Origin of the sequence: Sphingobacterium sp. UBA6645, from assembly GCF_002455685.1 — a bacterium.
GTDB classification, from domain to species: Bacteria; Bacteroidota; Bacteroidia; order Sphingobacteriales; family Sphingobacteriaceae; genus Sphingobacterium; species Sphingobacterium hotanense.
The window spans coordinates 13931-39721 of record NZ_DKLH01000075.1 but is presented as its reverse complement, the minus strand read 5'-3'; the positions used below and the strand labels follow the sequence as shown (position 1 = coordinate 39721).

General features: G+C 42.1%; 24 protein-coding genes. 8 read left to right on the top strand and 16 right to left on the bottom strand.

Annotated features, from left to right (window positions below):
* Window positions 1-156: 156 nt before the first annotated feature.
* Window positions 157-423, bottom strand: coding sequence for a hypothetical protein (locus tag B2400_RS13785; RefSeq protein ID WP_293934313.1), 267 nt, complete (start codon window positions 421-423; stop codon window positions 157-159).
* A 116-nt stretch (window positions 424-539) separates the two neighbouring features.
* Here B2400_RS13785 and B2400_RS13780 point away from each other — a divergent pair, with 116 nt between their 5' ends.
* Window positions 540-1271, top strand: coding sequence for an acyl-[acyl-carrier-protein] thioesterase (locus B2400_RS13780; protein ID WP_293934311.1), 732 nt, complete (start codon window positions 540-542; stop codon window positions 1269-1271).
* A gap of 113 nt (window positions 1272-1384) precedes the next feature.
* On the opposite strand, the gene B2400_RS13775 is transcribed toward B2400_RS13780, so the two are convergent.
* The 9 genes from B2400_RS13775 to B2400_RS13735 all read right to left on the bottom strand — a co-directional run bounded on the left by B2400_RS13775 (window position 1385) and on the right by B2400_RS13735 (window position 11773).
* Window positions 1385-1957 carry a gluconate 2-dehydrogenase subunit 3 family protein gene (locus B2400_RS13775; protein ID WP_260040708.1) on the bottom strand — a complete coding sequence of 191 codons (573 nt, stop codon included), beginning with the start codon at window positions 1955-1957 and terminating at the stop codon, window positions 1385-1387.
* Window positions 1958-1971: 14 nt separating this feature from the next.
* Window positions 1972-3396, bottom strand: a complete 1425-nt coding sequence (locus B2400_RS13770; protein WP_293934309.1) for a Gfo/Idh/MocA family protein — start codon at window positions 3394-3396, stop codon at window positions 1972-1974.
* Between the two features lie 19 nt (window positions 3397-3415).
* Window positions 3416-5101 (bottom strand): GMC oxidoreductase, encoded by a 1686-nt coding sequence (locus B2400_RS13765; protein WP_293934307.1) that lies wholly within the window; start codon window positions 5099-5101, stop codon window positions 3416-3418.
* A gap of 11 nt (window positions 5102-5112) precedes the next feature.
* On the bottom strand, window positions 5113-6363 hold the full coding sequence (locus B2400_RS13760) for a nucleoside permease (RefSeq protein WP_293934305.1): 1251 nt from the start codon (window positions 6361-6363) through the stop codon (window positions 5113-5115).
* A gap of 104 nt (window positions 6364-6467) precedes the next feature.
* Window positions 6468-7391 (bottom strand): hydroxypyruvate isomerase family protein, encoded by a 924-nt coding sequence (locus tag B2400_RS13755; protein ID WP_293934303.1) that lies wholly within the window; start codon window positions 7389-7391, stop codon window positions 6468-6470.
* Window positions 7392-7428: 37 nt separating this feature from the next.
* On the bottom strand, window positions 7429-8436 hold the full coding sequence (locus B2400_RS13750) for an FAD:protein FMN transferase (protein WP_293934301.1): 1008 nt from the start codon (window positions 8434-8436) through the stop codon (window positions 7429-7431).
* 5 nt (window positions 8437-8441) lie between these two features.
* Window positions 8442-9755 carry a Gfo/Idh/MocA family protein gene (locus tag B2400_RS13745; RefSeq protein ID WP_260040717.1) on the bottom strand — a complete coding sequence of 438 codons (1314 nt, stop codon included), beginning with the start codon at window positions 9753-9755 and terminating at the stop codon, window positions 8442-8444.
* Between the two features lie 35 nt (window positions 9756-9790).
* A complete protein-coding gene (locus B2400_RS13740; RefSeq protein WP_293934299.1) occupies window positions 9791-10756 on the bottom strand; it encodes a formylglycine-generating enzyme family protein in 966 nt (321 codons plus the stop codon).
* A 102-nt stretch (window positions 10757-10858) separates the two neighbouring features.
* The gene (locus B2400_RS13735; RefSeq protein WP_293934297.1) at window positions 10859-11773 is read right to left on the bottom strand and encodes an AEC family transporter; all 915 of its coding nucleotides are present in this window, start codon (window positions 11771-11773) and stop codon (window positions 10859-10861) included.
* 112 nt (window positions 11774-11885) lie between these two features.
* On the opposite strand from B2400_RS13735, the gene B2400_RS13730 reads away from it, so the two are divergent.
* Window positions 11886-13013 (top strand): acyloxyacyl hydrolase, encoded by a 1128-nt coding sequence (locus B2400_RS13730; protein ID WP_293934295.1) that lies wholly within the window; start codon window positions 11886-11888, stop codon window positions 13011-13013.
* A gap of 294 nt (window positions 13014-13307) precedes the next feature.
* Here the strand turns inward: B2400_RS13730 and B2400_RS13725 are convergent, their stop codons facing one another.
* The 4 genes from B2400_RS13725 to B2400_RS13710 all read right to left on the bottom strand — a co-directional run bounded on the left by B2400_RS13725 (window position 13308) and on the right by B2400_RS13710 (window position 16369).
* Complete coding sequence (locus B2400_RS13725) at window positions 13308-13907, bottom strand: hypothetical protein (protein ID WP_293934292.1); 600 nt, start codon at window positions 13905-13907, stop codon at window positions 13308-13310.
* Window positions 13908-13911: 4 nt separating this feature from the next.
* On the bottom strand, window positions 13912-14661 hold the full coding sequence (locus B2400_RS13720) for a hypothetical protein (RefSeq protein ID WP_293934289.1): 750 nt from the start codon (window positions 14659-14661) through the stop codon (window positions 13912-13914).
* A gap of 79 nt (window positions 14662-14740) precedes the next feature.
* Complete coding sequence (pyrF, locus tag B2400_RS13715; protein WP_293934286.1) at window positions 14741-15574, bottom strand: orotidine-5'-phosphate decarboxylase; 834 nt, start codon at window positions 15572-15574, stop codon at window positions 14741-14743.
* Between the two features lie 51 nt (window positions 15575-15625).
* Window positions 15626-16369, bottom strand: coding sequence for an RluA family pseudouridine synthase (locus B2400_RS13710; RefSeq protein WP_149526634.1), 744 nt, complete (start codon window positions 16367-16369; stop codon window positions 15626-15628).
* A 120-nt stretch (window positions 16370-16489) separates the two neighbouring features.
* Here B2400_RS13710 and panB point away from each other — a divergent pair, with 120 nt between their 5' ends.
* The 3 genes from panB (at window position 16490) to B2400_RS13695 (ending at window position 20686) form a co-directional block, all read left to right on the top strand.
* Window positions 16490-17305, top strand: coding sequence for a 3-methyl-2-oxobutanoate hydroxymethyltransferase (panB, locus tag B2400_RS13705; RefSeq protein WP_149526635.1), 816 nt, complete (start codon window positions 16490-16492; stop codon window positions 17303-17305).
* Between the two features lies 1 nt (window position 17306).
* Window positions 17307-17912, top strand: a complete 606-nt coding sequence (locus tag B2400_RS13700) for a hypothetical protein (RefSeq protein ID WP_260040730.1) — start codon at window positions 17307-17309, stop codon at window positions 17910-17912.
* A 98-nt stretch (window positions 17913-18010) separates the two neighbouring features.
* Window positions 18011-20686, top strand: coding sequence for a heavy metal translocating P-type ATPase (locus tag B2400_RS13695; RefSeq protein WP_293934281.1), 2676 nt, complete (start codon window positions 18011-18013; stop codon window positions 20684-20686).
* Between the two features lie 84 nt (window positions 20687-20770).
* On the opposite strand, the gene B2400_RS13690 is transcribed toward B2400_RS13695, so the two are convergent.
* Entirely contained in the window at window positions 20771-21952 is a 1182-nt protein-coding gene (locus tag B2400_RS13690) for an MFS transporter (protein ID WP_293934278.1), read from the bottom strand.
* A gap of 390 nt (window positions 21953-22342) precedes the next feature.
* On the opposite strand from B2400_RS13690, the gene B2400_RS13685 reads away from it, so the two are divergent.
* Window positions 22343-22936: an outer membrane beta-barrel protein gene (locus B2400_RS13685; RefSeq protein ID WP_293934275.1), complete on the top strand. Its 594-nt coding sequence runs from the start codon at window positions 22343-22345 to the stop codon at window positions 22934-22936.
* 368 nt (window positions 22937-23304) lie between these two features.
* Here the strand turns inward: B2400_RS13685 and B2400_RS13680 are convergent, their stop codons facing one another.
* Entirely contained in the window at window positions 23305-23721 is a 417-nt protein-coding gene (locus B2400_RS13680; RefSeq protein WP_293934271.1) for an NUDIX hydrolase, read from the bottom strand.
* Window positions 23722-23850: 129 nt separating this feature from the next.
* Between B2400_RS13680 and B2400_RS13675 the strand changes: the two genes are divergently transcribed.
* Window positions 23851-24882 carry a L,D-transpeptidase gene (locus B2400_RS13675; RefSeq protein ID WP_246172259.1) on the top strand — a complete coding sequence of 344 codons (1032 nt, stop codon included), beginning with the start codon at window positions 23851-23853 and terminating at the stop codon, window positions 24880-24882.
* Window positions 24883-24951: 69 nt separating this feature from the next.
* Complete coding sequence (locus B2400_RS13670) at window positions 24952-25734, top strand: murein L,D-transpeptidase catalytic domain family protein (RefSeq protein WP_293934267.1); 783 nt, start codon at window positions 24952-24954, stop codon at window positions 25732-25734.
* The last annotated feature ends 57 nt before the right edge of the window (window positions 25735-25791 follow it).

Genomic DNA, 25791 nt, shown 5'->3' with positions numbered 1-25791 from the left:
TTTCCTGGTTCAAAGACAAATAACCTAACGTCTAACAAAAAACGTCTAAAATCTTACATCTAATATCTAATATCTATATCCGCCCTAGGTCTAAATACTAACTACTAAATACTAACTACTACAAAAAAAGCTGTCCGAAGAGGACAGCTTTTTTTGTCAGTATTCTACTGCGATGAGTGATCGCAGCGGAATGAGAATTCCGTGCTTTATCTGTATATACTTTTCTGTAAGCGACCATACGGTCGTTTCTATACGCATTGGGCCTTCCTCAGTATTGAATACGATGTCTGTTTTTGATTTGAATTCATTCCCTAAACGTAGGGCACTCTGCAATTTCGACATAAACTTCTCCGAGTTATCTATTTCTGCTGGAATGATCTTGAATTTATCAACTTGTTCTTTTTCTATTAGTGTTCCAATCATGCTCATACTTATCGGGATTTATATGGTTAACGTTAAATTAGGGATTTATATATAAATTGACAAGGGTTTTATTTTAGAATATTAAATTAGTTACATTCGCATGAAATAAGAAAAATATGACAGAAGGCATCTTCGAAAAGGACTGGAAACTCAACTTTACCCAATGTTATCCAAACGGACAACTGAAGTACAGCGAACTGGACAATATACTACAAGTGACCGCTAGCGAGCATGCTGATATATTAGGATTTGGCACGAAAGCCATACTCCGCACCAAGCAATCCTGGGTACTCAGTAGAATGCTCATCGAAATCGAAAAACTCCCCATGTTCGAACAGACTATCAAGATCAGAACATGGATTCAAGACTTCACAGGATCTCGCTCTACGCGTAATTTTGAGGTGTTATTTGGCGAACGCCGTTTGGTTGCAGCATCTAGCATGTGGGCTGTTTTCAATATCGAAGCTCGCCGTGCTGAACCCTTGATTGCCAGCACAGATCATGTGGTGCCTCATCCTGACCGCATCATGACCTCCAGAACTGCCGAGCGCATCGATGGAAATGTGGCGTTCAATAAAATTAGAGATTATCAGGTAGTGTTATCCGATTTGGATATCGTGAACCACGCGAACAACGTAAAATATATGGATTGGTGCTTCGATGCCCTGGATCCGAAGGAAGTATTGTCTGGAAAAATCAAGTCCGTGGAGATGAACTTCCTGAGAGAACTGTCTTACGGCAATCAGGTCGCTATTAATGAAGCAAAGATTGATGAATTGACTAGCGTCTATAGCATTAGCAAGGCGGATCGTCCGCATTTCTTGATGCAGTTGACTAAAAAAGCATAAAACCTTTCATTTTTCTATTGAGCCAGCAAAAAGGATGAAAGTGCTTGATGGCCATTGAAAGCAGACACATTCCAAAAAAAAAGCCTTCCGATTCTCGGAAGGCTTTTTTTTTGCTAGATAGCCCATGCTTTATCACCCTTCTTATACGGATAGTTTCCATCGTATTTTCCAGGGATTTTCACATAACGCAATGCTTTCTTCATACCAACTTCCGATGTGAAGAATCCTGTCAAAGTTAATTGCTTCAACATGGTGAAGAAATGGTTCGCATCTTCTTCCTTCTTGTTCTTTTGGTATTCGTTAGCCTCTTTATCGTATGTATTCACGAATTGAAGTTTCTCTTCAGGAGTCAATTCTAAGAATCCTTTTTTGAAATCTTTCTTCGCGCGTGCTTCCACGCCATTCAGACCGTCTAAGAAAGATTTTTGATCTTTCTCATCATAACAGTCGCGAATCATCACAGGGATAAATTCACCTACACCTGCTTCTTTCGCGCCTGGTGTAGAAGTTTTAGGTAGAATAGCTTCCGCCAATTCGCCTAAGTAATCTGTTGTTTCAGCCTCAAATAAGGTAGCTACATCTTTAGATGCCGGACGAGTACAACCCTCTAAAAACAGGTTTGCACCGATAACCGTACCACCCATGATAAAGGCTACACGTTTTAACGCTTCTCTTCTATTCATCATCTTCTTATACCTTCTTAAAATGAATAATTAATTTCCCATCCCGGGCGATACTGACGCTTCACAAATTGGTTGACGATATCAAAGTTCGTTACTTTCATATTGTCGTTATCCCAAAGAAGTTTCAAGTTACGTCCAGGGTATTTACCATCGATACGCATATCAGCACCACGAATCGCTAAATTCGCCATCAATAATGCCTCCGTTAATGGTCCTGAAATCTCAAATGGTGCACTCACCTCTTTCTTACCATAACCTGCAATACAAGCTTCAACCCACTGTGCGTAGTGTCCGCTAGCTTTTCCAGGTACACGAGCATACTTCATCGCAACGTTTTCTTTGCGTGTAGTAGGCAAAAAGCGTGCTTTATCACCGTACGTATCTGCTAATACTTTACCTTTCGTACCGACCATCAAGATACCGTTTCCGCCGTCACCAAAGATTTCATTTGGTTCTAATTCTTCTGGGCGGGCAGGTTGAATTCCCCCGTCCATCCAGTGCAATGTAACCGGACCTTGCGTTCTAGCTGCTTTCGGGAAAGTCATGGTGGCATGGCTCGATGGAGGGCAGCTCTCCGGGAAGTATCCGCGTTTGAACTCATCCACGTAAACTGAACCAACAGAAGCCTGCACATCCTGTAGATAGGATAAGCCTAATACGCTGAAAGGTACTTCTAATAGGTGGCAGCCCATATCGCCTAATGCGCCAGTTCCGTAATCCCACCAGCCTCGCCAGTTAAATGGAACCAACTTTTCAATGTAGTCTTTCTGAGGAGCCGTTCCCAACCATAGGTCCCAATCTAATTCCTTAGGAACAGGGGCGGTTTGAGTAGGCCACTGAATACCTTGAGGCCATACCGGGCGATCGGTCCAACAGTACACCGTATGAACATCACCAATAAGGCCTGCTTCATACCATTCACGGATTTCACGAGGGCCATCGTTCGAGGCTCCTTGATTACCCATCTGTGTTACTACTTTATATTTTTTAGCAGCATGAGTCAGTACTCTTGCTTCCCAGATATCGTGGGTCAATGGTTTCTGAACATACACATGCTTTCCTAGTTGCATAGCTGCTAAAGCTTGGATAGCGTGGTTATGATCGGGTGTGGATACAGAAACAGCATCGATGTGCTTATGTTCTTTATCCAACATTTCTCTGAAATCCTTATAGAATTTTGCTTTCGGGAATCGCTTTACCGAGTTGGCTGCGCGACGTTCATCCACATCACATAGATAGGCCATCTCCGCCTTTCCGCTGTCTGCAAACGATTTGATGTCGCTCTCCCCTTTGCCCCCTACACCAATCCCTGCAACAATCAAACGGTCGCTAGGCGCTAGAAAGCCCGATCCACCTAAGACATGTCGAGGAACAATACTAAAGCCCGCAGCCGCTATGGCCGTGTTCTTTAGAAAATCCCTTCTTGAATTGTTATTACTCATAATATACGGTTTAGTTCAATTAGATATTTCCTTTCTTAAGCTCGCTTACCGCATGGTCAACCGCTCTCGCTGTCAAGGCCATATAAGTAAGTGATGGATTCACACATCCCGCCGAAGTCATGGCAGCACCGTCCGTCACATATACGTTCGTTGCATCCCAAACTTGGTTGTGCTTATTCAATACGGAAGTTTTCGGATCCAAGCCCATACGAGCGGTTCCCATCTCGTGAATACCCATACCGAAGTTATATCCTCCATCGTAAGTATTTACGTCTTTCAGACCGATAGCTTCCAACATGTCCTTCATCTCTACGGCCATATCTTTACGCATCTTAAGCTCGTTGTCTCTTAGCTCCATATCCATCGCCAACACTGGTAATCCCCATTTGTCTTTCACATTCTTATCAAGGAAAATACGGTTCTCATGGTATGGAAGGATTTCTCCGAATGCAGTGAATCCTGCTGTCCAGTTTCCTGGTTCACATAGTGCGTCTTTCCATTCGCCACCAACAGCCATCTCCGCAATCTCACCCGACCATCTTCCGCGGCCAGCAGAACCTTGGTAGCCAAAGCCACGAACGTAATCACGTTGTTTAGTGTCAGATGGGATATTGACGAAGCGGGGAACATATAAGCCCGTCGGACGACGTCCGAACATGTACTTATCATCAAAGCCTTCTACACGACCACTTGCTCCTAAGCGGAAGTGGTGGTCCATAGCATTATGGCCTAACTCGCCGGAACTACTTCCTAATCCACCTTCCCAAACATCGGTAGCCGAGTTCATCAACACCCATGTAGAATTGAATGCAGAAGCACAAACGAAGATAACCTTCGCAAAGAATTCATACGTTTGGTTTGTTTCTGCGTCGATGATCTCTACCCCTTTTGCTTTCTTCGTATCCTTATCGTAGATAATCTTCGTTACGATAGAGAATGGGCGAAGCGTTAAGTTTCCGGTTTTCATTGCCGGTGGCAATGTAGAAGATTGTGTAGAAAAATAAGCGCCAAAGTTACAGCCTAACCAACATTGGTTTTGATACTGACAGTTGATACGACCGGTATGTGGCTTCGTAATATTTGCCGTACGTCCCATAATGAAGTGACGACTACCGCCGTATTGTTTTTTTATGCGTTCTGCTAAATCTTTTTCAACAACGTTGAAATCCATAGCCGGTAAGAAGTCGCCATCAGGGAGAACATCAAGTCCGTCGCGGTTGCCTGATATACCTGCCCATTTTTCAGCATAGCTATACCAAGGCGCGATCTCTTTATAACGGATCGGCCAATCAACACCATGTCCATCTTTCGCATTTGCTTCAAAGTCCAAATCACCTAAACGGTAACTCTGACGACCCCACATCAACGAACGACCGCCTACATGATATCCTCTGAACCAGTCAAAACGCTTCTTCTCCACATAGGGACTTTCTTTCTCATTTACCCAGAAATCTAAGTTCTTTTCATTTAAAGGGTAATCACGTTTTAGAACCGGATAATCCGCTTCCATTTGCTTAGTCCTACCACCACGATGAGGGTATTCCCAAGTATCCTTATTTGCATGGTAATCTTTCACGTGCTCAACATTGCGACCACGTTCTAACATGATTGTTTTCAGACCTTTTTCGGTTAATTCCTTAGCAGCCCAACCGCCGCTAATACCGGATCCGATGACAATGGCATCATAAACATTATTCTCTACCATTACTTTTTTATTTAATTAGTTTCAGATTGATTTACAATGGTCTCTTTCTTGAAGAATACAAGGAAGATAAAAAATACTACTAAAGCAATTCCTGCAGGAACTACCCATAACTTATTCCAGAACAACGCTACATCTGCCGATTTCACGTTCTGGTACATGTCGCTCACATATCCTGCTAACCAGTATCCGATCAATTGCCCTACACCATATGTAGCTAATGTAATTAATCCCTGCGCTGCACTCTTATTATCTTTTCCGGCTTTCGAGTCGGTATAGATTTGTCCCGATACAAAGAAGAAATCATAACAGATACCGTGAAGCGCGATTCCTAATAATAGCATAAAGGTAGCTTCGCCAGCGTCGCCATAGGCAAACAGCACATAACGAATAACCCATGCTAACATTCCTACAAGAATGGTGTTCTTGAATCCGAAGCGCGTAAAGAAAACAGGCAATAATAAAAGACATAGGGCCTCTGAAATTTGACCTATCGTCATTTTACCCGTAGGATTCGCTAAGCCTATTTCAGATAAGAATGGATTCGCATATTGATAATAGAACGCTAGCGGAATACAGATTAATATAGAGCAAACAAAGAATACTAAGAAATTTCTATCCTTTAAAAGCTTGATAGCATCTAATCCCAATACTTTAGCAACACTTTGCTTTTGGCCAGCTTCCATCTTAACAGGAGGTGTTTTCGGGAGTATAAAACTGAATAATCCCAACACCAGTGAACCGATAGATGCCATTAAGAATGTATTTCTCAATAAGCCGTCCTTGATTCCCTGATCAGTATCCCATTTGAAAAGATAGGATATCGAAAGTCCGGCAACAATCCATCCGATAGTACCCCAAATACGAATATTGGAGAACTCCTTTTCCGGATTTTTCATTTGACGGAAAGATACCGAGTTGACTAAGGATAGCGTCGGCATGTATAATAACATATATCCTAACACATAAGGAAAGAAAGTACCGATCGATTCGCTTTGGTAAAGTTGGAACATCAGGAAAGCGCCGATAAGGTGCAAGACACCCAATATACGCTCCGCATTGAAGTAACGATCTGCGATCATTCCTATGATAAAAGGCGCAACGATAGCTCCCCATGATTGCGTGGAGAAAACATTTGCGAATTCCAGTCCCGATGCGTTCAAGGTATTTCCCAAGAAAGTACCTAACGTCACGAACCAAGAGCCCCAAATAAAGAACTCCAGGAACATCATGAAGGATAGTTTAAATTTAATAGTTGATGACATGTAATATAGGCTTATTTTAAAATTATGGTATTAAATATAGATATTATAAACGGTTTATGAAACAGGATAACAAATTTGTTAGAGTCACCTAAATAGGTTTAGCACTAGAAAGAATCCACTTCTCTATAGGCTGCTACTAACGCTTGCTCGCCTTCTTTTCCGGACTTGGACATGCCATGTTCCATCCCTACTACGCCTTTGTAGCCCTTTTGGTGCAACCATTTGAACACATTCTTATAGTTGATTTCACCGGTTGTTGGCTCTTTACGTCCAGGGTTGTCACCAACTTGGATATACGCAATCTCACTCCAGCATAAATCCATCAGGTTGATTAAGTTTCCTTCATTCTTTTGTTGGTGATACGCATCGTAAAGGATCTTTACCGATGGACTACCCACCGCTTTACATATCTCGTAGGTCTGATCCGTAAAACGCAAGTAAAGATCAGGTGTATCGCTTAATGGTTCTAAGACCATCGTTAAGCCATGTGGTTCAAAAATCTCAGCGCCACGTTTCAAAGCTTCAACCACATTGGCTGTCTGCACGCCCATAGGCAGCTTTCTGGCAAAATCTCCCGGAACAACAGTCGCCCATTTGGCATTACAACGCTTGGCAATTTCAACCGAGTCACGGCATCCTTTCAGGAAGATATCAACAAACTCCTGCTTACCAGCAGCCAGCGAATTAGCGCCATTGCCTCCCTTAGGAACAACAAATACACCCATTCGCATACCTAACTTGGCCAATAGATCACCGATTTTCTTTTGTTCATCAACCGAGCGCGATGGCATTCCATTATCTTCGATACTGCGGAATCCCAGGTCGTACATATATTTTATCTCATCAAGAAAGTTCTTCCCGGCACTAGCGCTAAACATCCCTTGATGGGGCGCATAGTCTAATTTAAACGGTTGATTTGCAGATTGTGCAGTCTTTTCATTGATAGAAGTACCGGCAACCGCCGTCCCACCTAATAAAGTGCCGCCAACAAGCATGGAACTGTTCTTTAAGAATTCTGATCTTTTCATGTAGGATTAAGTTTAAGTTGTTTTCAGCACCACGGTGCTAGTTGGTTATTATGTATTTAGAAAACCCCTTGGAATACGCTTCTTTCACGACGCCATTATCCAAATACAGTAAATAAATATCAATTTTATTTTTCGAATTCGCAAATGCGACCGCATCCTCAGGTTTCATCGCCATAAATACATTATCGAGCGCATCTGCATCCATCGCATTCTCGGCAATTACCGTAACAGTGATTATGGATGATTTCAATGGATATCCGGTTTTTGCATCCATATGATGCGAAAAACGATAATTATCCACGGTGCGATACTTTTCATAGCTGCCCGACGTAGTCACGGCTTTATTATGCAAGGCGATGATGTAATTCCTTTGTTCCTTTGCTTCATCCGGTCGTTGTATCAAGATTTTATAGGGCTCTTCTTTAGGCTTGTAGCCATAAGTCCGAATCTCCCCACCTACTTCCACTAAAAACGATTTAATTTTTTTAGATAGAAGGAAATCGTAAAGCACATCCACCGTATAACCTTGTGCAATGCCGTTTAAATCAATTTCAACACGGTTATCCTTCTTCTGAAGCTGTTTACCTCGGATTTTCAACTTATCCATCCCAACGTATGTTAAAGCCTCTTTAACCGCATTAGAATCCGGTATGCCGACTGTCTTTTCTGGTCCGAAACCCCATAGTGAAACTAAGGGCTTCACGGTTATATCAAATATCCCTCTCGATAGCTTATTGATTTTAAAAGACTTCTTCAGGACGGCTTGCATGTGATTATCCATCACAATCTCGCTGTTCGTGTCGGAATTAAACTTGCTGATTATGGAATTTGGCTTATACAGCGACATCGACTGGTCGATGACCTGGAATATACTATCTAGTTGTGCTTTCTTCACTTGTTCGTCGTTGGCATAGTAGCTTACAGCGTATGTCGTTCCTTGGGCATAACCTTCCAAGTTGAATCGCTGTAAACCAGAAATTGGCTGTTGCGCAAAGGCACAACAACCAATTCCCATTATGCCGATCAGACTGAACCAGTTCAACACGGCTATTATATATATTTTTCTACATTATGTCCTGGGACAGCAACAGGATAGAATCCATCTGCATTCGGAACCACCTTTGGCATTGCATCCCATGCAAGACGCTCAGGCATCAAATCAATGTTAGATTTCATTGCCTCATCCCATTTAATAACTTTACCTGTATAAACAGCAATACGTCCGATAATACCTGCTAAGCTGCTATAAGCACCATATTCAGCATTATCAAATTTATATTCGCCTTTAGCGATCGCTTCAAACAACTCCTTATGCTCTTGTTGGTAAGGGTTAGGATTCCCTTTGGTATTATGTCTGTAAATCTCTTTTCCCTGTGCATCCCAAAGGATAGCTTGGTTGCTCGCCGATAAATAAACACGTCCTTTTGTAGCTTGGAACGTCTCATCCACACGGTTTGAGATGCCTTCGAAATGGCGACACTGGCTATATACCACCGTACCATCATCATAAGTCATCTCTAAAGCGAAGTTATCATAGATCTCACCGTATTCTTTACCTGTTCTATGCGCTCTAGATCCCGTACCTTGGATAGAAATAGGATACTTCCCTTTCACCCAGTTCGCGATGTCGATATTGTGAACATGCTGTTCAACGATATGATCACCACATAGCCAGTTGAAGTAATACCAGTTACGCATTTGGTATTCCATTTCTGTCTGTCCCGGCTTGCGCGGGCGAACCCAAACACCACCACTATTCCAATACACTTGTCCGGATACTACATCACCGATCGCTCCGTCCTGAATACGTTGAATAGCCTCGCGGTAGTTATTTTGATAACGACGTTGTAATCCAACAACAACATTTAATTTCTTACGTCTTGCTTCTTTCGCAGTTTCCAATACACTACGAACACCCGGAATATCAGTCGCTACAGATTTTTCCATAAAGACATGCTTGCCAGCGCGTACCGCTTCAGCAAAATGAACCGGACGGAATCCTGGAGGCGTCGTCAATAAAACAACATCCGCATCCGCGATTGCCGCTTTATATCCGTCAAATCCTACATATTTACGGCTGTCAGGAACATTCACCTTATCGCCGAATTTCTCTTTCAACGTGGCATATGTCTTATCCAAATTGTCCTTGAAAGCATCAGCCATTGCTACTAGTTGAATGTTCTGCCCAGAAGCAAAAGCATCAAATGTAGCGCCTGTCCCGCGGCCACCGCAACCGATCAAGGCAATCTTGATCACATCGCTCCCACCCGCAAATACTTTTCCTACTACCCCACTTGTCAATGCCGCTGCACCCACAAGGCCCGATGAAGATTTAATAAATCCTCGGCGATTTAGATTTTCCATGGTTTATAATGTGTTGTTTATAATTGATTCTTTTCTTAAAAGTCCTTTAACGGTGCTTTATCATAGTATTCCATGATTTCAGTATGGCTAGGCTGCTTTACAGGACGCACTAAGCGCATCCCCACAAATGGAGCCTCTGGAAACCACCAATTAGACTTTGGAATTTGAGGATCCAATTGCTTCCAAACAGGATCTGAAGCACCACGAGCAGCAGAACGCAAGTCTATTGCTTCGCTTTCGAACGAGCCGCCACGTACCACATGCGGATACAATTGCGTAGGCACATTCACCGGATTCTCAGCTACTTTATCTTTAAAAGTCGAATAAAAGTTAGCATCATATTGGTCGTAGGTCCACTCCGAAACATTGCCCAACATATCATATAGGCCCCAAGCGTTCGGCTTTTTAGTTCCTACTTTTGCAGTCTGTCCATTGCTATTTTCTTTAAATGATGCATACTCAGCCAATTGACCCGCATCATCACCGAAGAAATAAGCCGTATTCGACCCAGCGCGACAAGCGTACTCCCACTCAGCCTCTGTCGGCAAGCGGTAAAATACTCCCGTTCGCACATATAACCATTTACAAAACTGAATAGCATTGTAATGTGTCATCGCTAAAGCCGGCTGCCCGTCTTTGCCATAACCAAAAGTCATATCTAAATACGGTTTTGTTGGTCGTGTAACAGCGTCTACCTCGGTAGGGACTTTCCCATCGATAGATTTTGTCACTTCGTAATCTTTGTAAAGGAAAGGTTCAAATAGATTCCAGGTCACTTCGTAAGTCCCCATCCAGAATGGATCAAGTTTTACTTGATGAGCAGGCTTCTCATCTTCATTGCCACCACTTGCACTCCCCATGGTAAACTCGCCAGCCGGAATTGCTTCCATGCTGAATTCTAGACTTGTACCGTTGATTTTTTGAATGTAACGCTCGTGTTTCTCTTGAGCTTGGGAAAGGGTTGTACTCGCTAAAAGGGCAAAGAAAATTAATTTCTTCATAATAATCTGAAAACTAAGCTTATAAATTATGTTATTATCAGTGTATCTTCTACACAATTGATAAAGATAAAAAAAAGCTTTCCTATATTAATAACATTTCAGTTACATATTGAAAAAATTCAAAATTTCATACCACGCATAAGTGGTTAATAAACCTAACGGAATACTTAAACCAATAACACTATTTCCTAATTTGCTATTCAGTTTAAATTGATTGATAACAATGCTGGTTGCCACTAAACTAGGCATAGCCATCTCGAAAATGGACACCTCGACTATCTCACCGCGATAGCCCAGAAAGTATGCTAACAGGAACACAATAAGCGGGGCAAGAATCAGCTTATATAACATCGCATATGTAATATTCGGAACTTCGCTTTTTACGATTGTAAAATTGAGTTGGAGACCGATAGAAAAAAGCGCTATTGGAGACACTGTACTAGCGATGAGATGAAAAAAATCGTCCAAAGAACTTAAATCCACTATCTGCGATAGTAGCAATGCCAATAAACAGCCTATCAAGGGCGGAAAAGTAAATACCCGTTTGATGATGAAAGCAAGACTTACTTCCTTATTCGTATTTAAGCTCCCTTTTGTGGCGATCAAAACACCAACCGATGATAGGAGGAAGAAAGTCATTTGATCCGCAACAATGCCGATAGGCAGTCCCTGTGTTCCGAAATACGCAGTAATGAGCGGAAAACCAACAAAGGAAGTATTGCTCAAACCCGCCACTAACATCATGGTATGCGATGTTCGCTTGGAAAGTCCCAACGCTCGCCCGATACAATAAAAAAACAGTACCCCTCCCGCCAATACGATGATGGGGCAGAGTATCGTGAAAATTAAGCTATTGTCCCAAGTTAGTTTAGGAAGGTAGTGAAAGGAGATGGCGGGCAAACCAAAGTATAACACCCAGGCATTTAACGCTTTATAACCATCTTTTGCAACCCAATTCATCTTTCGGCTAAGCACGCCAGCGGCTAAGCAGAAAACAATGAGGATAAAATTTGACACTTGTATTGATTTTCGCCCAAATTCCTTAAAAATGACAATGGGCTCGTTTGTGCTGACAAAGTTATTACTATTTTTGTTCCGCCTGTTAAAAACGGACAAAATTTTTCAGCTAGTGAACAAAGCAATACTCATTTTACTTACCCTAACTATCCCCTTCCTCGCATCGGCTCAAATCGACAGCATCGCTAATCAGATTAAAAGAAGCCCGCTGGTGTTAGAGCTGGAAGTCGAAAACGGCGGAATTCTACAACAGTCCGGACTCAAGGAAACAACCTACGACGGTGCTTACTACAATGGGTTGAACTTTAAAATAGGCTTCAAGCAACGCGCAAAGAAAGATCAGTATTACCAAATCTATAACTACCCGATATATGGAATCGGGATTTACTCCAGTACATTTCATTCGGATATTATCGGCAGCCCTTACGCGATATATGGCTTTGTACAAACTCCCATCGCTCCTCGAGAAAACTCGCGTTGGAGTTGGGACTATAGAATTGGGCTAGGTCTTTCGGGAAATTTTAAACCCTATAACGAGCATGAAAATCCTTTGAATCTAGTTATCGGATCAAAGAACAATGTATTTATCGACCTCGGAATCCGGGCTCAATACAAATTATCACCACATTGGAAACTAGGTGCAGGCTTTGCATTCCACCATTTCTCCAACGGTGCACTCGCCCTGCCTAACAAAGGCGTTAACCTGGTGCCGCTCACCCTATCTGCAGCATACCAGATCAATCCAGATATCAAAATCAAAAGAGACTCCGTGCTCAAACCATACAGCAAAAAAGTGATGTTCCATCTGAACTACGGCGTAGGCTCGAAGCAGTTAAGAGACGACTTAGACCAAAGGTTCCTAAAAAGTACCTTCAGCTTATATGCCAGCCGACACGTATCCTACAAATGGCGTCTAGGCGGTGGTTTTGATCTATTCTACTCATCTTCCGGCAATGATGAAGAAATCGCAGGCGACAAAACAGGAAAGTTCTCCTCCAAGGTATCCGGCGGGCCATCCTTCTATATTGCCCATATCCTAAACGAACGCCTCGTTTTAAATGGAAACGTCGGATATTACATACATAACCAACGATTTAATGGAGAAATCAAAAAGTTCTTCCTACGCGCCGGAGCACGTTATTATGTTTACAAAAACATCAACACCGGCGTATCCATAAAAGCACACATGGGAAAAGCTGACTTCATCGAATGGACCATGGGATATACGTTTAGAAGGTAGATGTTAGACGTTAGATGTGAGATGTGAGATTTTAGAGGTTAGACGTTTGTCTGAATAATGAGGAAAAGTTTGTCTGAACCAGGAAAGGAAGGATTTAAGGATATACAGGATCCTGCTCATCTTTTCATCCTTCCTTTCCTGGTTCAGAAATAGTATTTAGTAGTTAGACCCATGGCGTAACCATCCTGCTCATCCTTAAATCCTTCCTTTCCTGGTTCAGACAAACCTCCCATCCTTTCTTAATTCAAACGTCTAAAATCTAATGTCTAATGTCTAAGGTCTAAAATCTAATATCTACTTAAAAAGACTAAATATCCTTTTGCCGAAGTTTTTATCTACCGTAATATACGACGGATAATAAATATTCTGTCCGGCGATTTTAAATGAAGGCTTAATCTTTAGCACTAAAAATCCTTCGGATTTTTTATTGAAAAGCTCATCAAAGAACCGGTCAAAACCGGTTTCTTTCGCTTTGTTGAAGATATTTGCTTTGAAGGTCAAGGGCACAATAGCGCTTTCCCCTTGGTTTAAGTTTACATTTTGATCCACTGTTCCTTCAAACAATGGCGACCCCTGGATCTCGATCATGTATTTAAAAGAGTTTACTGCCGCCTTTTTCACCTCAGGATTTGTAATCTTCAGATTAATCTTTCCTTCCAAAGGCAATTCTTTGCTGAATAATGCCACGGCGATATTCGCTAAAGAGGAGATATTATAATTACCGTCCGAACCTTTGTATTTGTCTAATGTCTTACCATTGAATTTTACTTGTTCTACAGACTCCACATCATATTCACAATCTGCTAAGGCTTGTAATTGCGCCTTCTTATTTACTTGACAACCCGATAAAAACAAGATCGTCATCAATCCTACAATACCAACTAATTTTTTCATATTGCTATTTCTTTTTTCCAAAATTATAAATCAACCCCAACGTAAATACCGCATTCCCTGCTTTGAGGTATTCGTTGCTCATTATCCCTATATTCCAACCGTTCGTATACTGCAATTGGAAACCCTTGTTCAGCTCCATTCGAGTAAAGAACACCGGCTCTATATATAGATTCTCTTCCAATTCCGCTGGTGCATTATTCAGGTCGAAACGATCCATTTTGATACGGCTAACGCGAATCGCCGTACCATAGTTTAGCGTACGCTGCTTTCCAAATAAACGAAGTTTGTTCTTACGTGTCGATGAGAAGTTTGCTTGTACAAAGATCTTGTTGAAGTCGAGATCCCGAATCTCTACAGGATCCGTACCGGATATCGAAGCTCGCTTATCGACATCTCGGGTCGAACCAATACCATATCCGCCATAGAACTCCAGCACGCTGCGGCCGGAATGCCCCACAACAGTATAGTAGCCTAAGCCTCCCTCTATAAGATGTTGTTTAAAGTCTTGATTGGTCGTTTTATTATCGATATAGGAACCGTTTGCTATAATAGCCAGATTATCGGTGAAAGCGACACCTGCTGTACCGCTTAAATTACCTTTGACATTCACATGGGCCCCTAAATACCCCTCGTCTGCATTGGTAAACATGGGGGTTGCCGGCACATTCGGCAAATAAACAGAGCTACATCCTGTGAGGAAGAGCCCTAATATACTAACTGCTCCCAGGAGCAAGCTCGATCTTCGTTGTATCATAAATAACATTAACCTTGCAAGCACCTAAATTATTATGCCAAAAAAGGCAGTTTTAACAAAAAGTAAGAAATATCAGGTTTTAGATCACCCTGTGTATCGTCAATTGCTCTTCCATTTCTTTTTGAAGTAGCAACGCTTCTTCACGAGCACGCTCTGCGAAATCCTTCCCTTTCGATGCATAAATAATACCACGGGTACTGTTTACTAGAAGTCCACAGTCTTTGTTCATCCCATATTGGCAAACATCAGCTAAGGAACCGCCTTGTGCACCAACACCCGGAACTAGCAAGAAATGATCTGGCGCATGCTCGCGAATCTTCACAAAAGCCTCCCCTCTCGTCGCTCCAACCACATACATCAAGTTCTCATCGCTTCCCCAAGTGTTAACCTTATCAATAACCTCCTCAAACAATTGCTTGCCCGCAGCATTGCTGAAATTTTGGAAGTCTAAACTTCCTTGATTAGAGGTCAATGCAAGAACGATCGCCCATTTGCCTTCGAAGTCCAAAAATGGCGTCACAGAGTCCTCCCCCATATAAGGTGCAATGGTAATCGAATCGAAATTCAAGCCAGATACCTCCGGATTAAAGAATGCTTGCGCATACATTTTCGAGGTATTGCCGATATCGCCACGTTTTGCATCTGCAATCGAGAAGCAGTCCTTAGGTAAGATCTCACTAGTCTTACGCAAAGACTCCCATCCTTTTACGCCGTAGCTTTCATAAAATGCAATATTGGGCTTATAAGCCACGCATAGATCTGCAGTAGCCTCAATAATCGCCTTATTAAAAGCATAGATAGGATCCTCCTCCTCCAAAAGGTGCTCCGGAATCTTGTTCAAGTCGGTATCCAAACCGACACATAGGAAACTCTTCTTGCTTTTAATCTGATTAATGAGCTCTTGCTTATTCATTTCTATAGCTTAATTAGGGGGTATGTAATATTGATAATCTGTTTGATAGTCTTAAGCGTCGAATTTCTCCAACTGCTTCAATAGCGTCGCAAAGTCTTTAGGATATTCGGCCTCGAAACTATATTCTTTATCGTTCAACTTGAAGCTTACCGATTTAGAATGCAGTGCAAAACGCTTCATGATGGGTTGCTCTTCCTGATCTTTTGATAAGGTATAACCACGTTTTTTGATCTGAGAAAGATAAACCGGCTTACCTTTGTACATTGCATCCCCCACAATAGCAGCATGTTGCGTTGCTAAGTGTATACGAATCTGGTGCATGCGGCCTGTAATAGGCTTACATTCAACGAGGGTAAAATGCTTGAAATAACGGATACTGTTGAAGATAGTTTCCGACGGTTTACCATTATAACGGTCGATCGTTACGTTCTTATTTCCCTGATTGAGGATAGGAAGGTCGACGGTCAGATCTTCGAAGACATGCGTACCGCCAATGATTGCATGGTAAATCTTGTTTACTCTTCTTTTTTCAAATTCGATCGACATCGAACGGTATGTTTCTGGATTCTTAGCAATCAGCAATACACCGGAAGTATCCTTATCCAGACGGTGGCAAACTTGCGCATCAGGATGATATTTCTTCGCCAAGCGAAGGATATTCACCTCACCACCCTCACGTGCATCCAAAGAAGCAATAAACGGCGGTTTATTGATCACAATTAGGTTATCGTCTTCGTGAATAATTAACTCTTGAAACTTCGGGAATTTAAACTGATTCTGCTCTTTTATATCCATCCTGCAAAAGTAGGAAATTATAGGGTAATTTTCTATTCCGCAGCATTGCTATACGTTAAGAACAAGATTCGAGGCGTTTTCCACGAAAAATAATTAAGTTTGCAACTCAATCTTAACGCTATGTCAGTACATAAAGTAATTAAAAGAGTGACGACTTCGGCACTTCGTGATATGAAAGCCAGAGGAGAAAAGATCTCGATGTTAACTTCTTATGACTATTCCACTGCTCGCATTTTAGATGAGGCGGGTGTAGAAGTTCTTCTTGTGGGCGATTCGGCAGCTAATGTCTTTGCCGGATATGAAACCACCCTTCCCATGACTTTAGACCATATGATCTATCATGCTTCTGCTGTTGCCAAGGCTTCAAAGCGCGCGATGGTGCTTGCTGATTTACCTTTCGGCGAATACCAAGGCTCGATCGAAGATGCCTATAAAGCTGCTGTTCGGATGATGAAAGAGTCCGGAGCGCATGCTCTGAAACTAGAAGGTGGCGAGGAGATCATCGATAACATTAAGAAGATTGTTCAGTCCGGCATTCCGGTATGTGGACATTTAGGCTTAACGCCTCAGTCGATCTATAAGTTTGGTGACTTTGGTGTTCGCGCGAAAGAAGAAGCGGAAGCCAATAGATTAAAATCTGATGCATTGGCATTGCAAGAAGCGGGATGCTTTATGATTGTATTGGAAAAGATCCCTGCAGCACTAGCTAAAGAAGTTTCGGAATCTTTGGAAATCCCAACAATCGGTATCGGAGCTGGCAATGGATGTGACGGGCAAGTTTTAGTGGTTAATGACATGCTAGGATTGAATAAAGACTTTAAACCAAAATTCCTTCGCTTATATGCCGACCTGCAAGGAGAGATCACCAAAGCTGCAAGCAATTACATCGCTGATGTAAAAGCCGGTACATTCCCTAACGAAACAGAACAATACTAATATGTATAAAATCCTGCTTATTGTTATTTTATTGGGGGTTCTGCTCTACTATATTTCGCGTAGAATCATGATGCGGACTAAATCCTCAACTGATATACAGCGCAGCAATAAGCAGGGTTATTTTATCTTAGACTCGGGCAGCAAGGTTGTGAGCAAGGCCATCAAAGCAACAACCTACAGTGTCGCTATAGGTGTAGTCCTACTGATTATCACCTTAGTACTCGCTATCAAGATCAAAATTCTATTCTTTCTTCTACCCATCAGTCTTTACCTAATTAGCCAGGTATTTTTATTGAACAACCATTTAAAGTATGTACGCGATCAGCAGGTTTGGTTTCATCCCCAAACAAAAGAAGTGGTCGTCGAATGGTTGAGCGGCAGCCAAGTACGATTTAATCTAGAAAGAGATGTGCAGCAGATTAAATCTGTGCAATCCGTTCAAAAGAACAATGGTGTACTTTTCGGATACCATGAGCTGGTATTGGCGCAAGGCTCTATCTACATCCCCTACCTAATGGAAGAAAGCCCCTTGAACAATCGTTTCTTTGCAGAACTTAAAATGAAAGGTTTGGAAAAACCCAAAACTACCCTATTTCCAAGCATCTAAATAAGCAGCCCACCCCATAATTATATAACATTATCTAGAAATTATATAATCTCATCAATCTTATTATCCGGAACTTTGTTATCAAAGAAAGGATAATTATGAGCACGACAAAAACATATGGAATTTCAGGAATGACCTGCAATGGTTGCAGAACCAATGTGGAGAAGAAGCTGAATGAAGTTCCGGGCATAAAGGCTGCTGTAAAGTTAGAAACTGGCGAAGCGGAAATAACTGCCGATGAAAACATCAGCACGCCAGAATTACAAGCGAAACTTGACGAGCTTGGCGGTGCCTATAAAATCAGTGACGATAAAAATCATGCGCCTGCACCTGCAGAGCATCCAAAGGAAGAATCGCCTAGTGGCCAATATATCTGTCCGATGTTTTGCGAAGGTGAGGACAAAATATATCATGAGCCGGGTAGATGTCCGGTTTGCGGGATGTTCTTGAGACCTATCGAAAAGGTTCAAAAGCCAGATCCTAATGCTAAGCATCAGCATGGACATGGGCATTCACAGGAGAAACCCGTCGCTAGCGCGAGCAATGCAGGCAAGTACTACTGCCCAATGATGTGCGAAGGCGACAAGGTTTACGACAAATTCGGCTCCTGCCCTGTCTGCGGAATGAATCTTGAAAAGATTCCGGAAATGACCGTAAAGGTAGAATATACCTGTCCGATGCACCCTGAAATCGTTCAGGATCATCCCGGAAATTGTCCGATCTGTGGAATGGATTTGGTACCCAATCAGGTGACTGAAGAGGAGGATCAGCATTATAAAGACTTGTTGAAGAAATTCTGGATATCGGTAGCTTGTACCGTCCCTATATTTATTCTGTCTATGGGCGATATGCTGCCCGGACAACCAATATCTAAGATTATCCCCTATCATGTTAATGCATGGATACAATTGATATTGACCATTCCCGTCGTATTTTACACCTGCTGGATGTTCTTTGAGCGTGCTTGGACATCGTTTAAGACCTGGAACTTAAACATGTTTAGCTTAATTGGTCTTGGTGCAGCCGCTGCCTTCATCTTCAGTTTATTGGCGTTATTCTTTCCGCAGATTTTCCCAGCGGAACTTAAAGGGCATCACGGTGAAGTCCATCTGTATTTTGAATCTGCCGCAGTAATCCTTACCCTCGTTCTTCTGGGGCAAGTCATGGAAGCAAAGGCGCATTCGAAAACAAATAGTGCGATCAAAGAACTTATCAAGTTATCCCCTGCCGAGGCGATCGTCGTGGTCGACGGCAAGGATAAGAAGGTATCGATTCATGATGTTAAGCTTGGCGACATCCTACGCGTTAGAGCGGGCGATAAAGTTCCAGTGGATGGCGTTGTGGAAGAAGGCAATACCTCTATTGATGAGTCTATGATTACCGGGGAACCCATTCCGGTAGAAAAAGCATCGGAAGACAAAGTTATTGGCGGTACAATCAATGGTAATCATGAAATACTTATTAAGGCCGAAAAAGTAGGCAGCGAGACTTTATTATCCCAAATCATTCAATTGGTGAATACGGCTAGCAGAAGCCAGCCACCGATTCAAAAACTAACGGATAAGGTCTCTAAAATATTCGTACCTACCGTCATTGTTATTGCGATTATCACCTTTATCGCTTGGTCAGCATCGGCTGTGCCTAATAGTACCGCGATGGCATTCTCGAACCTATTAGCTGTATTGATTGTTGCCTGTCCTTGTGCTTTAGGATTGGCAACTCCCATGTCTGTCATGGTCGGAATTGGTAAAGGTGCTAAGAACGGCATCCTGATCAAGAATTCCGAGGCTTTGGAAAAAATGGAGAAAGCAGATGTACTCATCGTGGACAAGACCGGCACTATTACCTCCGGAAAACCTAGCGTCTCTGAAGTCGTATCGGGCAATGCTAAATTTCAGGAGAAGGATATCCTGCAAATTGCAGCTTCGGTGAATAAAAATAGTACCCACCCCCTTGCACAAGCGATGTTAGATAAGGCGAAAGAAGACGGTGCACAATTACTCGATGTCACCCAATTTGAAAACATTGCAGGCAAAGGTGTAAAGGGCAGAATACATCATATGGAAGTTCTATTAGGGACGCCACGATTAATGAAAGAACAGCAAGTTGCTTTAGATCAAAGCCAAGAGCAACAGATCGAGGAACTACAGAAGAAAGGAAACTCCGTATCTGTATTGGCGATCGATGGGCAGTTTGCAGGTTTAGTTGCTGCGTTCGATGCATTGAAGGATAGCAGTATCGAAGCCATCAAAAAATTCCAAGACGAAGGTATTGAAGTCCATATGTTTACCGGCGACAATAAAAACACGGCGGAGATTGTAGCAAAACAAGCAGGAATTAAGCATGTTCAGGCGAGTTTGCTCCCCGAAGATAAATTGAGCGGCATTAAGAAAATACAGGCAGAAGGTAAGAAAGTTATCATGGTGGGCGACGGAATCAATGATGCCCCGGCATTGACGCAGGCGGATATTGGTATCGCCATGGGTACAGGAACTGATGTTGCGATACAGAGTGCGGAAATAACCCTCGTAAAAGGCGATCTAAAAGCGGTGCATAAAGCCTATAAGCTAAGTAAGATGATGCTGAGAAACATCAAACAAAACTTAGGATTTGCCTTTCTATATAATGTAATCGGTATTCCTATTGCTGCAGGAATTCTTTACCCTAGCTTCGGCATTCTGATGTCGCCGATGATTGCCGCGGCGGCAATGAGCCTCAGCTCGGTGTCGGTTATTCTGAATTCTCTGCGACTTAATAATAGCACGCTAGATTAATTTTTCCACAGTTTATATGGAGCTGTTCACGGTCTTTTTCCAATTGGATAAAGATTGCTGAACAGCTTTTTTTTCTGAAATTAATTAGTTGCGCTTTAACTTATAAGCGTAGCGTAAATGAGCAAATAGCGCCAAGGAAGCAAAAATAACCCCAACAGCACATACGCCGCCCCAGCCTGCAAATTCCCAGGCATAGGCCGCGAACCAGGAACCTAAAGAGCCCCCGATGAAATAGCTGACCATATAAACCGTATTCAACCGGCTTGTCGCAGTCGTTTTGATTGAAAAGAAATCAGATTGGTTCATGATATGGGTAGATTGCAAGCCTAAGTCGATTAATATAATTCCGATAATCAATCCTATATAGGTATTTCCCCCTAAATAAGTGAACAACCAGCTCCCTAAGAGGATACACAGCGATACAAGAATAATCTTATTGACCTCCCATCGCCTCGTAAGCTGCCCTACAAAAGCTGCTGACAAGGCACCCGCTGCACCGACCAATCCGAAGCTACCAGCGACGGAAGGCCCTGCTTCGAACGGCGGTTGCTCCAAATGAAATGCCAATGTCGTAAAAATCCCACACAGCGACCCAAAGCCCATAGCACCTCGAAATGCTGCCAAGCGAAGCACCGGCTGCGTCTTCGCCAATTGCCAGACCGAGCGCATCAAGGATAAATAGTTCCCCGTGAAATTAGGCTTAATCTCCGGAAACAGCCTATAGATACAGCCCCATGCGATAATCATCAAGCCGGCCGCCGCCCAATAAATACTGCGCCATCCAAATAAATCGCCGACAATACCACCAACGAAACGAGATAACAAAATGCCTAACAACAAGCCCGACATAATCAGTCCCAGATTCTTTGAACGGTTCTCGGGAGTGGACAGATCGGCCGCCATCGGAATAAATAATTGAGGGACTACTGAGGTTACCCCCAACAGAAAGCTGGAAACAAACAGCATCCAAAGTTTATCCGCTGTCGCCATCCAAACTAAAACGGCCAATACCAAAACGAGGTCAAACAAGATAAGCCGCTTCCGCATGATCTTATCCCCAAGTGGAATAATCAGCAATAGACCCGCCGCATACCCCAACTGCGTCAGTACCGTAATCTTGCTTACCGCAGCTTCCGAAACTGCAAACTCTGTAGCGATTTTTCCCAATAAAGGTTGATTGTAATAGATATTGGCGACGATCAATGCCGAGAATATCGTCATCAACCAAAGGACTGTAGAAGATAGCTTAGGAGATTCTGTGTTCATAGCGCGTGTGCAAATTATCAATCCGCCGGCTAATCTATTAAACTTATTTGCAAATTCAATTTACAGATTCGATTTATCTAAATTGCGGAAGATTGTCGCTCGATAAGCAATGCTGTCAGGCCTTTTTACTGACAACACCTGTCATGCTGACTTATTTTGGATAATGTTCAAATTTTGGCAGTTGCTTTTTCTTTTGAGTTTTGTTTAACTAATGTCATTAAAGTTTCCGTTACATTTTTTTAATTTAAAATAACATCTTAACAATTAGGCTGTTAGCTTTTCTTCCCTAAAAGCCATACCTGAATATGACCTAAACTCACCTGTTTTGGCATTTGGTTTGAATAACTGACTACATACGACATAAAAGTCAGTAATTAAAATAACAAAAACATGAAAAAATTATTACTTACATTAACTGCTGTTACAGCTATTACTTTTGCATCTCAAGCACAAACTGAAAAAGGTAAAATCATTTTAGGCGGACAAGTTGGTTTCGCTGGTGAATCAATCAAAGATACAGACGTTAAAACTACAGGTTTTAGCATCATCCCTCAAGTTGGTTATTTCGTAGCGGATAACATCGCGATCGGTACTGGCGTGGGTTATTCTTGGGCTAAACAAGAAGAAAGCAAAGATAACGACGAAACTATTGGAAAATTCGTAGTATCACCTTACGGTAGAATGTACAGCAAAAACGATGGTCCTGTAAAATTCTTCGGACAGTTAACTGTTCCTATGGGCTGGGGTACTGCTAAAGTAAACGGTGATAAAGCAGCTACTACTGCTGATTACGGTGTAGAATTAGCGCCAGGTATCGCATACTTCCCAACTAGCAACATTGGTATCGAATTGAAAGTTAGAGGTTTATACTACAACAACGGAACTGTAAAAAATGAAGCTACAGACGCTAAAGTAACTACTAACAGCTACGGTTTAGATGCTAATTCATTAGCTCCAACTTTAGGTGTACAATTCCACTTTTAATATCCCGATGTCCTGAATTGGATGTCAGCACATAATATGTTAAATAAATAGTAAAGGGTCGCCGAGAGGCGACCTTTTATCGTATTAGCGATGTTGTGCTCACCGCTATGGTCTACTGGAATGTACCTTTTTAGACGCTGTCGGAGATGCGAGGGATCTCTCCTCTTCATAACACAAAACAAACCCCTATCACAGCCCTTTCAAAAGGCTTTTGATAAGGGTTTATATTGGGTTTGAAAGGGCTTTGAAAGGGGACAGTGTAGAACAAGGCTCGAGAGAAGCTCGTTTTGCGATAGACGATCTTGTATAAACAGAGAGAAGCCGTCTTTGGGGACAGCTTCTCTATATTTATTTCGGCCAAAAAGCGCCTATTTCTCTCCCAGCCAAAACGGAAGAGCAAACTCTCTTAACAAATTTGCCAATTTATAATCGGGAACCTCATCCTCCGATAGCCAGTAAACTTCTTTTAATTCGGCATGTGGATTTAAACTATCTTCAGACTCGGGAATATCGACGCTAAACACATAACCTCTTACCGTCTTCCCTACCTCATTAACTGCTTTGGCTTCATGAATACCCAAAAGACTTATTTGCTCTTGGCTTAACGCCAAGTTCAGTTCCTCCTTCAATTCACGGCAAAGTGCTTCAACAGGTTGTTCATTCCCATCGATCTTCCCTCCCGGCAACTGATAATAGGTCGACGACTGCTTTTGAACGATCAACAGTCTATTTTGCGAGTTGATAATAATTGCCACAGCAATCTGTAGTATTTGCGCCTCATTCATGGCGTCAAAGTTAACTTTTTCGATATAATATAAATAATGGAACGATTTTTAGTAATCTTCATATGGATATAAACTATTTTATATCTTTGGGCATTTTTAACTTACTATTATTCAACCCCTATTTCACGAATGAGAAGATATTCTTTGTTTTTTATTCTACTTGCCATTATTGCAGCTTCAGCATGTAAGAACTCGTCAGAAAAAACCGTTGATCCAGCAATCCAAAGAAAAAAAGACTCTTTAGAGCGAGTAAAAAAAGCAGAGGAAGCCGAGAAGGTAAGGCCTCGCACGGCAGCAGATATTAAATTGGAGAAAGACCTAGCTTATGATGAGCATACGCTGGAAGAAACTTATCCGTATAAAGACACGACGCGGCATTTTCAACTTGATAAAATCAAGGAGAAGCTTGCTTACATAGAAAACTTCCAGCGAGCACCGCATAACTACGCTGTATTGCAGAATTACAAGAATCGTAATGGAGAATCCCCTGTGGTAGAGAACTTCGTAAGAAATGCTTATAAACGCGTATCGGACACCTTAGGAACGGAGCGCTATCAATCGGCCCCATTATATCGCGCTGAAGATAGCGGAAAGCCGTCCATTTATGGCCGGGATGGGTCGCTCGTAAGCTTAGAAAGTAGCGACACTTTAAAAATGGTCAAGGTGAATGGAATTTCCTTTGAAGGAACTTGGTTTGTCCCTAAACGGTACGTGAAATCTATCGGCGATTCCTTAAAAATAACGCATGTTAACTTCGTAGATGTTACAAACCAAAATATTTTAACTGTTGAGCGTACCGGCGATGATGAGTGGAAAATTCGCAGTATGAATCCTGCAACATCGGGCTTACATAAGCCCCCTCATCAGATGGAAACCCCTGTTGGAATCTTTATGGTGCAAGAGCAAAAACCAAAGATGTTCTACTATGGCGATGGTACCACAACGATTGAAGGATTTGCGCCTTGGGCGTCTAGATTCACCAATGGAGGCTATATTCACGGGGTTCCGGTAAACAACCCGAAAGGTAAAATTGTGGAGTATAGTTGGTCTTTAGGTACCACACCTCGCTCCCACATGTGTGTCAGGAACGCGTCATCACACGCCAAATTTGTTTATGACACGTCAAAACCCTTCAAATCACTGGTTGTTGTAATCGATTAAAAGGAATTTTAACACTTTGATTGTCACTTTTTTATTAGCTTTGTTATGTAAAACAAGGGAAAAGTGCTTATGAATAAACTAATGTTTTTTTCTTTGTGGGCAGTAGCTACGTCTTTACTACCGGTAGACCTAAACAGCAGCAATGCTAAAATAAGCCACAAAGAAAGCAAGACAATCGAAACAGAACATATTGATCCGACAAGAAGTCTTTATGAGGAACTCCAGCTTTCAAAGATCCTGAAATGGGAAGCCTTTGAGCAAGCTATGCAGGGATACGGAAAGCTGAGTCCAAAAAATAAGGATATTATCACGATTATTGATTTTACATTACCATCGACGGACAAACGTATGTATGTAATCGATCTAAAGAACAAGAAATTGTTGTACCATAACATCGTATCGCATGGCAGAAACAGCGGCGAGAAGTTTGCGACAGCATTTTCTAACAGACATGGTTCTTACCAAAGTTCTTTAGGATTTTACACGACAGAAGGAACGTATCAAGGTGGAAATGGCTATTCATTACGTTTGAATGGTTTAGAGAAAGGAATCAATGATCAAGCTTTAGCGAGAGCTATTGTTATTCACGGCGCGGACTACTGCAGCGAGAATGTGATAAGATCCACAGGAAGACTTGGAAGAAGCTACGGATGTCCGGCTTTACCGCGAGAACTGAACAAGCCAATCATCAATACGATTAAAAATGGTTCGCTGATGTTTATCTACGCTGGAAATAAGGATTACCTAGCGAGTACAAAACTGATAAAGTTAAATCCTGTTCTCCCAAATCCTACAATGATTGCGGAGCATACGGATGAAATCAAAAAAGACAACAAAGCAGTCTTAAATTAAAAGAAGGCTAGCAATAAAAAAAGAGCTGTGCGATAATCGTACAGCTCTTTTTTTGTA